Annotated in this window: 12 protein-coding genes and 1 tRNA gene; 6 read left to right on the top strand and 7 right to left on the bottom strand. The window is 38.9% G+C overall.

Annotated elements, in window-relative coordinates:
• Window positions 1-2: 2 nt before the first annotated feature.
• From ACKWB9_RS08580 to ACKWB9_RS08560, 5 genes are all read right to left on the bottom strand, one after another.
• The gene (locus tag ACKWB9_RS08580; RefSeq protein WP_414002774.1) at window positions 3-980 is read right to left on the bottom strand and encodes an FAD:protein FMN transferase; all 978 of its coding nucleotides are present in this window, start codon (window positions 978-980) and stop codon (window positions 3-5) included.
• A 14-nt stretch (window positions 981-994) separates the two neighbouring features.
• Complete coding sequence (locus ACKWB9_RS08575) at window positions 995-1,429, bottom strand: thioredoxin family protein (RefSeq protein ID WP_414002602.1); 435 nt, start codon at window positions 1,427-1,429, stop codon at window positions 995-997.
• Window positions 1,430-1,458: 29 nt separating this feature from the next.
• Window positions 1,459-1,902 carry a QcrA and Rieske domain-containing protein gene (locus tag ACKWB9_RS08570; protein ID WP_414002601.1) on the bottom strand — a complete coding sequence of 148 codons (444 nt, stop codon included), beginning with the start codon at window positions 1,900-1,902 and terminating at the stop codon, window positions 1,459-1,461.
• 50 nt (window positions 1,903-1,952) lie between these two features.
• Window positions 1,953-3,131 (bottom strand): AIR synthase related protein, encoded by a 1,179-nt coding sequence (locus ACKWB9_RS08565; RefSeq protein WP_414002600.1) that lies wholly within the window; start codon window positions 3,129-3,131, stop codon window positions 1,953-1,955.
• Between the two features lie 92 nt (window positions 3,132-3,223).
• Window positions 3,224-5,410, bottom strand: a complete 2,187-nt coding sequence (locus ACKWB9_RS08560; RefSeq protein WP_414002599.1) for a glutamine synthetase III family protein — start codon at window positions 5,408-5,410, stop codon at window positions 3,224-3,226.
• Between the two features lie 195 nt (window positions 5,411-5,605).
• Here ACKWB9_RS08560 and ACKWB9_RS08555 point away from each other — a divergent pair, with 195 nt between their 5' ends.
• Window positions 5,606-6,616 (top strand): glutamine synthetase beta-grasp domain-containing protein, encoded by a 1,011-nt coding sequence (locus tag ACKWB9_RS08555; RefSeq protein ID WP_414002598.1) that lies wholly within the window; start codon window positions 5,606-5,608, stop codon window positions 6,614-6,616.
• Between the two features lie 50 nt (window positions 6,617-6,666).
• Here the strand turns inward: ACKWB9_RS08555 and ACKWB9_RS08550 are convergent, their stop codons facing one another.
• Complete coding sequence (locus ACKWB9_RS08550) at window positions 6,667-7,605, bottom strand: calcium/sodium antiporter (protein WP_414002597.1); 939 nt, start codon at window positions 7,603-7,605, stop codon at window positions 6,667-6,669.
• 157 nt (window positions 7,606-7,762) lie between these two features.
• On the opposite strand from ACKWB9_RS08550, the gene ACKWB9_RS08545 reads away from it, so the two are divergent.
• From ACKWB9_RS08545 to ACKWB9_RS08535, 3 genes are all read left to right on the top strand, one after another.
• Window positions 7,763-8,122 carry a BlaI/MecI/CopY family transcriptional regulator gene (locus ACKWB9_RS08545; RefSeq protein ID WP_414002596.1) on the top strand — a complete coding sequence of 120 codons (360 nt, stop codon included), beginning with the start codon at window positions 7,763-7,765 and terminating at the stop codon, window positions 8,120-8,122.
• Entirely contained in the window at window positions 8,122-10,218 is a 2,097-nt protein-coding gene (locus ACKWB9_RS08540) for a M56 family metallopeptidase (RefSeq protein WP_414002595.1), read from the top strand. The genes ACKWB9_RS08545 and ACKWB9_RS08540 overlap by 1 nt, the downstream gene beginning before the upstream one ends.
• Before the next feature lie 944 nt (window positions 10,219-11,162).
• A complete protein-coding gene (locus ACKWB9_RS08535; protein WP_414002594.1) occupies window positions 11,163-11,318 on the top strand; it encodes an SsrA-binding protein in 156 nt (51 codons plus the stop codon).
• Here ACKWB9_RS08535 and ACKWB9_RS08530 read toward each other — a convergent pair.
• Window positions 11,312-11,824, bottom strand: a complete 513-nt coding sequence (locus ACKWB9_RS08530; protein ID WP_414002593.1) for an adenine phosphoribosyltransferase — start codon at window positions 11,822-11,824, stop codon at window positions 11,312-11,314. The two genes, ACKWB9_RS08535 and ACKWB9_RS08530, sit on opposite strands and share 7 nt — an antisense overlap.
• Before the next feature lie 73 nt (window positions 11,825-11,897).
• Here ACKWB9_RS08530 and ACKWB9_RS08525 point away from each other — a divergent pair.
• Both ACKWB9_RS08525 and ACKWB9_RS08520 read left to right on the top strand, forming a co-directional pair.
• Window positions 11,898-11,971, top strand: a tRNA-Arg gene (locus ACKWB9_RS08525).
• Between the two features lie 564 nt (window positions 11,972-12,535).
• On the top strand, window positions 12,536-13,507 hold the full coding sequence (locus tag ACKWB9_RS08520) for a site-specific integrase (RefSeq protein WP_414002592.1): 972 nt from the start codon (window positions 12,536-12,538) through the stop codon (window positions 13,505-13,507).
• Window positions 13,508-13,560 lie beyond the last annotated feature (53 nt).

Here is a 13,560-nt window from a genome sequence, read left to right as displayed (position 1 = left end):
ATTTAAGGGTTATTATCGAATAAGATCCCACTACTTTTATGAATTTTATTATCGCTATCCACTATAATGACTTCAGGACCTCCCAATTGGTTTATTAAGGATAGTCCCGCATCCCTGCCCATAATAAATATTGCCGTGGCAAGAGCATCGCACAACTCCGCACTTTTGGCAAAAACGGAAACGCTGTTTATCCCAAAGGAAGGATATCCCGTTCTGGGATCGATGATATGAGTGTATTTTTTTCCATTTATGGTCACAAACTTTTCATAGTTACCTGAAGTCGCCACCGAAGATTCCAAAAGAGGCACCCAGGAGAAAATTTTATCCTTACTCAACGGGTTTGCTATGCCTATGAGCCATTTTTCCCCACTTGCCTTCGTTCCCCATGTGGTCAAGTCCCCTGCCGCATTGATAATTCCCGCTACCACTTGTTTTGAGACCAGAAGTTCCTTTGCCTTATCTGCCGCATATCCTTTTCCAATGGCCCCAAAGGAAATTTTCATTCCCTTTTCCCTAAGGTAGACGGTACTTTCGGCACTATCGAGTATAATTTTTTCATACCCCACTTTGGCAACCGAAGCTCGTATTTGTTCTTTTGAGGGCATGGATTTCATAGAACCATCAAACCTCCAAATTTCATCCATTGAAGCATAGGAGATATCAAAGGCACCGTTCGTTATTTCGGATATTTGCTTGGCCCGTTCTATCAATTTAAAAAGTTCCCGACTAACTTTTACCGGCTTTATTCCTGCGTTTTTATTAATTTGATGCGTCTCGGAAGTCGTATCCCATGCGGAAATCATTTTCTCGATTCTCCGGATTTCGCCTATGGCCTCTTGAATATTGATATGCCCCAAATCTTCATTTATAGAAACCACCGTAATCTCAAAACGGCTGCCCATTAATTTGAGCGTCCTTTTTACGGTAACATATTTTTGATTTTGGCCTGTTACCGTAATAGCAAAAAAAAGCAGTATCATAGGAACAATAAACTTCACTTTTGGACGGAATTTAAAAGTGAAATATACTCCTCTGGAGCTTTATTTTCATATCCGAAGTTAATCAGGATAGCACCCTTATCGTCCAATAAGACGGCTAAAGGAAAATAACCTTCCGGGTTATATTGTTCTATAAGTCGTTTATTGATCTTTTCCACTTCTTTTGATGGCCTATTCGCTTTTTTTCTTGGAAAATCGGCTTTATATAAAACCAAATGCTCTTTCGCATATTCCTCAAATATTTTGGACTGAAATAGCTGTCTATCCAACCTTATACAGGGAGCGCACCAATCCGATCCCGAAAAGACCAACAATAATTTTTTTTGGGTATTTTGTACCTTTTTCTCGGCAAAAGCATAGGTTTCATGCCATTCTTGCGAAAACGCAAAAGTGGATATCAACAGGAACAAAATGGAGAACTTTGCTTTCAAAAGTTAAGATTTTGGGGCAAAACCGGGATTCACTCAAAAATACGAAGGATATTTCCGTTTAATTCCGTGTTATAAATTTTAATGGGTTTTGGCGTACTGTTCGGGATAGTATTCAAAGGTGAACCATCCTGGGCGAACCTGGAACCATGGACATCACAATAAAAAATACCTCCATCATTATTTATAAACCGTACCTGATCATAACTTTCGTGGCTGCAGACCTGGGTGGCAGCAACAAATTCGCCTTCCAGGTTCTTGACTACCACGACCAGATTTTTCAAAATAAAACTACCGTTATTCGCCAGTTTTGCGCCTTCTGCGCTATCCAAATCCACTGTAAAGTCTATTCCCGTGGGTTGTTCTACAATATCCCCTTCTATAGCATCGTCCTTTGAGCAGCTGCCCAAACATGGAAACGTAACGGCAAAGGCCGCTCCGGCTCCCAAGCTTCTAAGAAATTCCTTTCTTTCCATAACAAAATTGTTTATTATAAAGAACGTAGTAAACGACCTAATCGTATGCCCTAATAGGCAAAGGTACCATACTCGCTTTCTATGGTAAGTTTTTTGGTCACAGAAGTCTCTACCCTTCCAACAATTTGGGCATCTACATTAAATTCTTTGGAAATACTTATCAAGTCTTGTGCCACTTCCGGTTTTGCGTAAATTTCCAGACGATGCCCACAATTAAATACCTGATACATTTCTTTCCAATCGGTTCCCGATTGCTCCTGTATTAACTTGAACAACGGAGGAACCTCAAAAAGGTTATCCTTGATAATATGGAGGTTGTCTATAAAATGAAGTATTTTAGTCTGTGCACCTCCGCTACAGTGTACCATTCCGTGAATTTCATGGTTCGAGTACCTGTTTAAAATTCGTTTGACTATGGGGGCATAGGTCCTGGTCGGCGATAGGACCAGCTTTCCGGCATCCAAAGGAGTGTTCGGAACATTGTCCGTAAGCTTGGTATTTCCAGAATACACTAAATCGTCCGGAACCTCGGCATCAAAGCTCTCCGGGAACTTTTTGGCCAAATATTTTGCAAAAACATCATGACGGGCAGAGGTAAGCCCGTTACTTCCCATTCCCCCATTATATTCCTTCTCATAGACAGATTGCCCAAAAGAAGCCAGCCCTACGATTACATCTCCTTCTTGAATATTGGCATTATCGATAACCTGATCACGTTTAAGCCTGGCGGTAACCGTAGAATCAACGATTATTGTCCGTACCAAATCCCCAACATCGGCGGTTTCGCCTCCTGTAGCATGAATAGTAATACCATGTTCCGCCAAATCCGAAATCAGCTCTTCCGTACCATTGATAATAGCGGAAATGACCTCTCCCGGAATCTTATTTTTATTGCGCCCAATGGTAGAGGACAACATGATATTGTCCGTGGCCCCTACGCAGATAAGATCATCAATATTCATGATAAGGGCATCCTGGGCGATTCCTTTCCATACGGATATATCCCCTGTTTCTTTCCAGTACATATACGCCAAAGAAGATTTGGTACCGGCTCCATCCGCATGCATCACCAAGCAATGATCCCCATCCCCTGTCAGATAATCAGGTACGATCTTACAGAAAGCTTTAGGAAACAAACCCTTATCAATGTTCTTTATAGCATTATGTACATCTTCCTTGGAGGCAGAAACCCCACGTTGTGCATATCTTTTACTAGTATCTGAAGACATTGGTTCAATTTTGGACAAAAATAGCGCATTACTTCAAACCGAGATCTAAGATTTTACCTTACTCTTTTACAAAGTTTTGAACAAAACCGATCTTACTTGATAAAAAGCAGTTCCCGGTATTTGGTCAATGGCCAGAGTTGATCTTCGATCAAACGTTCTAATTTATCACAATGTTTGCGAATCTCATTAAAATAGGGCTTTACATTGTTACAATATGCGTTGGCCTTCTTTTTATTATCCATAAGGGCATTGGCCTTTTTACGGGCTTCCGTCATGGCATCCGTTCCTTTTTTGATTTCTACCAAATGCTCGGCAATTTCCTCGATCATTGTTAATTGCCCTTCGGAAAAACTCTTGTGGGCCGCGCCATATATTTCCTTTAGACCGGTTACGTTGGCTATCAGTTTATTTTGATAGGCCACGGCAGTGGGTATGATATGGTTATAGATCAGCTCATTATAGACCCTGCCCTCTATTTGCACATGCATTATGTAGGTCTCCAACTCTACCTCTTGCCGGGCGCTCACCTCAATTTCACTCATAACCTTCATAGATTTGAACAATGCAAGGCTTTCTTTAGAAGTCAGAACGTTTAATGCATCCGGGGTATTTCGGTTATGGCTCAGCTTTCTCCTTTTGGCCTCGGTCTCCCAATCCTTACTATAACCATCGCCATCGAACCGAATTCTTTTGGAGGCTTTAATATATTCCCGCAGCACATTGAAAATTGCTTCGTCCTTTTTTAAATTCTTCTTATCGATCAGTACATCTACCTCCTTTTTAAAATCCTTCAACTGTTTGGCCACAATGGTATTTAAAATGGTCATGGGCTTGGCACAATTGGTTTTGGCCCCTACCCCACGCATTTCAAACTTATTGCCGGTAAATGCAAACGGGGAAGTCCTGTTACGATCGGTATTGTCCAGTAAGATTTCCGGAATCTTTCCTACTACGTTAAGCTTTAATTCCGTTTTCTCTTCGGGCGAAAGCTTGCCCTGGGACACACCTTCCAACTCATCCAGCACACTGGTCAACTGAGATCCGATAAATATGGAAAATATGGCGGGAGGTGCCTCATTGGCTCCCAATCTATGGTCATTACTGGCAGAAGCTATGGAAGAGCGCAATAATTCTTCATAAGTATCCACCGCTTTAATCGTATTAATGAAAAACGTTAAAAATTGAAGGTTCTTCATAGGTGTGGATCCGGGACTCAGAAGATTTACCCCTTTATCCGTAGAAAGGGACCAATTATTGTGTTTGCCCGAACCATTGATACCGGCAAACGGTTTTTCATGGAAAAGTACTTTAAAATGATGTTTATCGGCCATCTTATCCATAACGTCCATCAACAAAAGGTTGTGGTCTACGGCTAAATTGGCTTCCTCAAAAACCGGGGCCAATTCAAATTGGTTGGGAGCCACTTCATTATGGCGTGTCTTTACCGGAATTCCCAATTTGGTACATTCTTTTTCCAAATCGCTCATAAAGCTTAATACCCGACTTGGAATCACACCAAAATAATGATCGTCCAATTGTTGCCCTTTTGCCGCAGCATTTCCGATCAAAGTTCTCCCTGTCAGAATAAGGTCCGGTCGTGAATGTGCCAATGCCTTGTCTATCAAAAAATATTCCTGTTCCCAACCCAATGTCGCATTCACCTTGGAAACATTTTTGTCAAAATAACGGGCAACACCCGTAGCAGCCTCGTCCACAGCATGCAACGCCCTTAATAATGGTGCCTTATTATCCAATGCTTCACCGGTATAGGAGACAAAAACAGTAGGAATGCAAAGTGTTGTCCCATAGATAAAAGCTGGCGAGGTAGGGTCCCAAGCGGTGTATCCCCTGGCCTCGAACGTATTTCTGATACCCCCGCTTGGAAAGCTGGAAGCATCCGGTTCCTGCTGCACCAATTGCCCACCACCAAATTTTTCCAAAGCGGTACCATCTGTCAACAAATCAAAAAAGGCATCGTGTTTTTCGGCCGTAGCGCCCGTTAATGGCTGAAACCAATGTGTGTAATGGGTAGCTCCCATGGAAATTGCCCATCCCTTGATGGCTTCCGCTACTTGATCGGCAATTTTTCTATCTATCTTTTTTCCCGAGAAAATAGCCCCCTTTACATTGTCCAGCGCATCTTTGGTCAGGTATTGCAACATCTTTCTTTCATTAAATACATTTATCCCGAACAAATCCGACCTTCTTCCTTTTTCCTCAATTGGAATTGGGTTTCTTCCATAGCTCTCCTTAACTGCTGAAAATCTTGTATTTGGCATAATGGTATTTTTAGTGTTATTGATTTGACAAAAATAAATGGTTAAAATATAATATTCATAAAATACCCGCTAAAAACTAGGGGTATTATAAAATTAATCCGAATTTCAAAGATTTACCCCCTAAAAATTCATATAAAACAGGAAAAAACATATTTTTGTTCGTCTTTTAATTCAGTAAATATAACGACCAAAATTATGAGTAAATCCAAATTAGAATACATTTGGTTGGACGGTTACAAGCCAACCGCAAACCTTAGAAGTAAGACTAAAGTTGAAGAAGATTTTAGCGGAAAACTAGAGGACTGTCCAATATGGTCTTTTGATGGAAGTTCGACAAAGCAGGCAGAAGGAGGTTCTTCCGATTGTTTATTGAAACCAGTTGCTATCTATCCCGATCCCGCAAGAAAAAATGGATACCTTGTTATGACCGAGGTTCTTAATGCAGACGGCACACCACACGAAAGTAATTCCAGGGCCACCATTGATGATGTCGATAATGATTTTTGGTTTGGCTTTGAGCAGGAGTATTTTATTATGGACACGGCTACGCAGTTGCCCTTAGGTTTCCCTGTTGGTGGTTATCCAGGTCCCCAAGGAATGTATTACTGCTCCGTAGGTGGTAAAAACACGCACGGAAGGGATTTTGTGGAGGAGCATGCCGATCTTTGTATTGCGGCCGGGTTAAATTTTGAAGGTATCAACCAGGAAGTGGCCAGTGGCCAATGGGAATTCCAGTTGTTTGCCAAAGGCGCCAAAAAAGCGGGAGATGAAATTTGGGTCGCACGATATTTACTGGACAGATTAACAGAAAGTTACGGTTACTATATAGAGTATCATCCAAAACCGGTCAAAGGGGATTGGAACGGTTCGGGTATGCATGCCAACTTCTCCAATACAACGTTAAGGACCTGTGGCTCCAAAGAAGTGTACGAAAAAATATGTGAAGCATTCAGGCCCGTAACCAAGGAACACATCGCCGTTTATGGTGAATTTAACGACCAACGTTTAACAGGGCTCCATGAAACCGCATCCATTAACGATTTTAGTTATGGTGTTTCGGACAGGGGTGCCTCTATCCGTATTCCTATCATTACCGTAGAAAAAGGATGGAAAGGATGGTTGGAAGATAGAAGACCTGCTTCCAATGGTGATCCTTATAAGATTGCGGCTAGAATTGTCAAGACCGTAAAAAGTGCTGACGTTTAAGCTAAATTAATTGTTGATGAAAACGCCTTGGAAATCCCAGGGCGTTTTTTTTATTCGATAGTGAAATAAACAAAAGTCAGGTAAATCCCAATAAGGACAATACCATCCCGCCAACCCAAACGAAGTCCTTTTGGTATAAATACCAGGGGAAGAATTACAAAGGACACACCCAACATCCAGAAAATATCACTGGAAAGTACCCGTTCCTCAAGAACCGGAACGGGGGTTATAATTGATGTAATCCCCATAACGGCCAATAGGTTAAATATGTTGGAACCAATAAGATTCCCGACCGATATGGCTTTCTCCTTTTTCAGGACGGCAATTATTGAAGCGGTCAATTCAGGGATACTCGTACCTACAGAAAGTACCAATAGCCCGATTATTCCTTTATCAATTCCCAACTGATAGGCCATACCTTCCGCACCGGACAGTAAAAGTTCCGAACCGCCCCATAGCCCTACCCCGCCTATCCCAAGAAACAAAACGGTTTTGTACAATGGCAACAACTCATCATCTTCCGGCATTTCATCAACTACCGCGGTTTTCTGAAACTTTAATAAATAAATCAAGAACAAAAACAAAAAGACCACCATAATAATGCCTTCATACTGTTGCAACACGCCATCAAAATAGATAAACCCGACAAAAAGTACGGAAGCGAACATCATCACCGGCCAATCTGTTGTGTAAAAGCTTTTCCGTACATCTATTTTAGCCAACAGTACGGTAATTCCCAATACCAGTCCTAGATTAGCAATGTTCGACCCTATTACATTGGATAAGGTAAATTCAAAATCACCGGCCAATGCCGCATTGACACTTACGATCAACTCCGGTGCAGAAGTGGCAAAAGAGACCACGGTCATCCCAATGACTATTTTGGGTATCGCCAATCTAAGCGACAGGGCAACCGAAGCTTTCAATAGCCAATTCCCCCCTGCAATCAAAAGAACCAATCCGACAATCACAAAAAGGAAATTCTGCATGCTATGTGTTTTTCGGCAAATATATGGGAACCTAATGTTTTTAGCTAGCGGAATATATAGATGGTTTTTTCTTTAAAACTAAATAAATAGTTAACTAACTACAATAACAGTTGTATAACTACAAAAATAGTTATATGTTTGAGCAAACATTTTACGCATGCAAAAATTGACCAATAAGGAAGAAGAGATAATGAAAATTCTTTGGGATTTGAAAAAAGCTTTTGTAAAGGAAATTATGGATTACGTGGAAGGAGATAAGCCTCATTATAATACATTATCCACCATAGTGCGCAATCTTGAGGAAAAAAGGTATGTAAGCCATGAAGCCTTTGGAAAAACGCATAGATATTATCCATTGATTTCTAAGGAGAAGTACCGAAAGAAATTCGTTAACGCCAGCATGGTGGACTATTTTGACAATTCCTATAAAAATTTGGTGTCCTTTTTTGCCAAGGAAGAAAAAATATCCGTTGAAGAACTCAAGGAAATTATTGACCTCATCGAAAACAAAAAGTAATGGAAGCATTTTTCATCCATCTATTAAAATCATCAGGAATTCTATTACTTTTTCTAGGGTGTTATTTTATCTTTTTAAGAAAAGTGACCTTTTTTAAAAGTAATCGTTGGTTTCTATTGGGAGGACTTCTCATCTCGCTGCTAATTCCATTTATAAACATTACCAAAACTGTTTTTGTTGAACCTACACCCTTGCCATCAATACCGGCTTATTTCACCGCTTCTGATCAACCATTGCAAAATACCAGTGTAAAAATGCTCAATTGGATACTATTAGGCTTTGGCTTTTACATGTTAGGCGTTGTCATTTTAAGTTTTAGGTTGATTTTACAACTGTATATGCTTAAACGCACCAAAAATCAGGGAGTCGTTGTTTTTCAAAGGGATAAACTTTTCTATGTAGAAACTCCGAAAGCAGCTTCACCTTTTTCTTTTTTCAACCATATTTTTTATAGTCCAGAAACATTTGACCGAACCGAGTTACAAACCATATTGGCCCATGAAAAAATTCATGCCAAGGAACTACATTCCATTGATATTCTTATCACTGATTTAGTTGCGATCATGCTATGGTTCAACCCATTGGTTTGGCTATACAAAAGGGCTATACAGCAAAATTTGGAGTTTTTGGCAGATTCTCAGGTGTCGCATCTTTTTGACGGAAAAAAATCGTACCAGTACCTTATGCTAAGGCAAGCATCAAAATTGCCTATTAATGCTATTTACAATTCTTTTTACAATTCATTCACCAAAAAACGTATCACCATGTTGAACACGCAAAGGTCGAACAAAAATAATCTTGTCAAATATAGTCTTGTATTCCCTTTACTTATTGGTTTTATGCTACTCTTTAATGTGAAAACAGTTGCCAAAATCAAACCAAAGGCAATCCAAGATTATGGAACAGAAATTTTGGACAATTCATCAAGATCAAAGCTCTATACCATTACCAAGAACACCTCCCAAAAAGCTCTAGATCAGTTGATCAAAGAGGTAGAAAAAGATGGCGGGGAGCTTCATATTGAAAATATTAAAAGAAATGATGATGGATGGATCATAGGGATATCTATACGCTATGATGTCAAAGATGGAGGAAGCACTACCGGCAAAAGTTCAGATGAAAAAGGCATTTCAAACGTGTATTTTGGAATTTCCGAAGGTGGGGGTTGTTTTATAAGTTTTCATAAAGAAGCCGTTCCTGGTTTGATAAATGGCAAGCCTTATTACAGTCCTATGAAAGAGAGCGAAGAACAAAACAGTTCGTTCACCAGAACCCGTGCAGATGGTTCCAGCGTTACTACCGATGTAACAAGAGTGACTAAAAATGGAAAGGAAACCCTATATATCAATGGCAAGGAATCTACGGATGAAGAATTGAACAGATTGGGGATTTATACAGATAAGCCGATCCAAACAGCAAATACTCTCAAAGTTATCGGTTACGCAAACCCTTCTATACTATTCTTGAACAAGAACACAACCGATACCGAGCTCAAATTCCTAAAACAGCAAATCGAAGAAAATTTTGGGGGCACATTCACCTATTCAAAGCTCAAAAGGAACAATTCTGGAGAAATCACAACTGTGGATATTAGCTATAAAGATGAAACGGAAGGCAGAGCGTCATGGACATTTGATAAAAACAAGCCTATTCCCTATGTCTTATTTAAAAAGAACAAAAAGAACGGATTGCAAATGGAAATTATGACACCCCCTTCTGAAACCAATCCTAAAGCAAAAATTGCAGGAGAAAGTGGCGATGTCACTATTTCCGTTTATATGCCCATTGATTCAATAGTCCCTGTTGTGCAAGGGGACGTCAATGCTTCCGAACATCGGCAGTATGAAATCACAACTGAAAAGCCCCAAGACCTGACAATTTATAATGCCGATGAAGTTACACTGGACATGGAATTATATAAAAACTATTTATACATGCTGAACGGAAAACCCGTAACAGCGAAGAAGGTTAAAAAAATATCACCTATTGCCGTTGATACTATGAATATCTTTAAAGGTGAGGAAGCAATTAAAAAATATGGCAAAAAGGCCTTAAACGGTGTCATTGAAATTACAACCAAAAAGAATAAACAATAAGAGAACTATTTATTCAAATAGAATAAAGTCTGGCTTAAAAATAGGTCAGACTTTTTTGTTGTCATCAAATGAAAGCTCGCTTTTTGTGCTTTTCCTATATGAAAAGCCCCTATGATTTTATAAAAGGATCAAAAAACACCCTACAATTATTACGATCCGTAACTATATACATATTAACTAATTATCATTTATTACTCAAATCAAGAACATATTCAAAATATCATAATATAATTCATTAAAATGATTACAAATTAATATTCAATTTCATTGATTTAACTAAAATCTCTTGGAAATATGAGTGCTTCTCTTATATCTTATTTAGATAATCGATTATAAACAGCATTTGTATAACCTAAAACTATAATATATGATAACCTTAATAAAGATTTTAGTATCCCTATTTATAATCATCATTTTGTCTAACCTTTAAAACCATAAGCCATGTTAACATTCATTGGAATACCCGTCATCATTATAAGTTTGGTCAGTTTATTGACCAAATCCATTTTTTAAAACAACAAACTACGGTCCTGATTTACCCCCAAACGCAGTATACAGATTACTCTTTTAAGCATTGTCTTTAGTATATAACAGGAACATTTTTCTATACCGAACGCGGTACGGCCCATGCGGTCCAATATTCTTGGGTCGGTCAAAAAAAATGATGGACTCCAGAGTTCAAAAATAACAGCATTGATTTTTGATAAAAAATGCGGTTTACAAACACATTTTTTATTGAACTCCTCTTGACTTTTTGTATTTGATCGAAAATGAGTTGAAATTTATCCAGATGTGACGCTTTTTGAAATACACCTACCTGCCCGCAGGCAAGTAGTAGCGCTACGGATGAGAAAAGCAACGAAATATGAACGAATCTAAGCCATTTTTTAGGGAATGGAAAAAGTCAAGAGGAGTTCTTTGTATTTTTGGGAGAAACTCACTTTATGAAAAAGTCCTTTTTTAAATTTCTGGCCAAACTCAATAAGGTTTTTTTACCTTCTTATTCTAAAAGAAAGCTCGATTTAGCGAAAGCCTCAAAGTTACAATTGGCAATGATCGGTTGGCGATATTATGTTACGATCAATGCTTTGAATCAATAGGTTATAAGGGATTTCATCTCATACCCTCCTAATTTGTCCAAACCTTTGAGAAATTCCAATTCAATTAAAAAATTCAATTGCACAATTTCCCCGCCAAGTCGTTCTACTAACTTCACTACGGCCCCAGCCGTACCTCCTGTTGCCAAAACATCATCATGAATCAAAACTTTATCCCCTTTTTGGATACTATCCGAATGAATTTCTAGTGTATCCGAACCATATTCCAATGCATAGGATTCACTAATTTTTTCCGAGGGAAGTTTTCCGGGTTTTCGTACCGGTACAAATCCGGCATCCAGTTTTTCCGCTAACATCGGGCCAAAGATAAAACCCCGGCTTTCCATCCCCACCACCTTATCAACCTTACGATTATCTACCATATTCTTAAGGCCATCAACAGCCATCTTTAAGGCCTCGCTATTATTAAGCAATGGTGTAATATCCTTGAATATAATACCATTATGGGGAAAATTCGGAACGTCTCTAATATAGCTTTTAAAATCCATTGAATACGTGGGTCTTAATTTTGCCGTAAATGTAAAAAGAAATATATTTGCATCCCCTTTTAGGGGGTATATCGGCCTCGTGGCGCAACTGAATAGCGCATCTGATTACGGCTCAGAAGGTTACAGGTTTGAATCCTGTCGAGGTCACATAAAGCGTAAACCCTGTATGAAAATGCAGGGTTTTGTCTTTTGGAGCATCAAAAGCCAAAAGCTTTTGTAAGCGGACCGAAAACACAAAACCGCGGAGCGTTAGCGATGCAGATTTGCATTTTCAGGAGGGGGCGCAAAGGAAAACCGAAGGTAATCCTGTCGAGGTCACATAAAGCGTAAACCCTGTATGAAAATGCAGGGTTTTGTCTTTTGGAGCATCAAAAGCGCAAAGCTTTTGTAAGCGGACCGAAAACACAAAACCGCGGAGCGTTAGCGATGCAGATTTGCATTTTCAGGAGGGGGCGCAAAGGAAAACCGAAGGTAATCCTGTCGAGGTCACTAGGAGTAAAATCCAAACGAATATAAAACCTTGCAAAATCTATGATTTGCAAGGTTTCGTTGTTTTTAGGCGATAATAAGATTTGAATTGATATGATTCCAAACGTCAACAAATCGGTCAACAGATTTTTAATCGGTCAACAGTGTTGACCGAATAGCCAAAAACGCAAGCCATAGTTGATTTGACTTTCATCTTAATGTTTAACCTTAAAGATGACAACTATGAAAACGTCACACACTTTTTCAATCCTATTTTGGATTAATTCTTCGAGAGCAACTAATGGTAATGCAGAACTATTTGCAAGAGTAACCGTAAATGGTAAGCGGATAAACATTAGCTTAAAAAAGAAAATTCCTATATTTCTTTGGGATAGCAAAAGAAAAAAGATCAAGGGAAACTCTAATGAAGCACGGCAAATAAATGAATACCTAAATCAGGTTCGGACTCGGCTTTTTCAAAGTTTTCAAGATTTAAAGTTTAAAGGAGGACTCATTACGGCTGAATTAATTAAAGCTGATTACCTAGGTGAAAGTGAGAATTCTAAAACATTGCAGGAAATTCTAAAATATCACAACAGAAAAATTGAAAAAACGCTTGCATCTGGTACAATTCGAAACTTCGGTATTTCGGAAAATTATATAAATAGATATCTCCAACAGAAACTAAAGACCACTGATATCTATTTAAGAAAGCTTGATTACAAATTCATTTCTGATTTTGAAACTTTTCTTATTGGGCACTATCCAAAAGGGCATCCCAAAGCCATGAGTCATAATACTGTAATGAAGCATCTTCAGAAGCTTGGAAAGATTGTGACTTTGGCTTATCACTTAGAATGGATTGACAAAGATCCATTTATAAGATGGAAACCCACTTTCGAAACCAAGCAACGTGAATTTTTAAGTGCCAATGAGCTGTCAAACCTGGAAACATATGCTTTTCCATTGGAACGCCTAGATAGGGTTCGTGATTTGTTTGTTTTTAGCTGCTATACTGGAATAGCATATATAGATATTATGAATCTCACAAAAAATAACATACTAAAAGGTGTTGATGGTAGCGATTGGATATTTACTAATCGACAAAAGACTAAATCTCCAGTAACCCCCCCCCTCCTATCTAAGACTCAAGATTTAATACATAAATACGAGAATTATAATCAAATCCATTGGAAGCTATTCCCTTGCCATTGATCAAATTGACCGTATTATCCTCGGCACAATAGAATTTCCGACTTAACTCTCTG

It is taken from the genome of Maribacter spongiae (assembly GCF_047345125.1).
In the GTDB taxonomy this organism is placed as follows: Bacteria; Bacteroidota; Bacteroidia; order Flavobacteriales; family Flavobacteriaceae; genus Maribacter.
The sequence above is the reverse complement of the archived record's forward strand: the minus strand, read 5'-3'. Positions and strand labels throughout refer to the sequence as shown.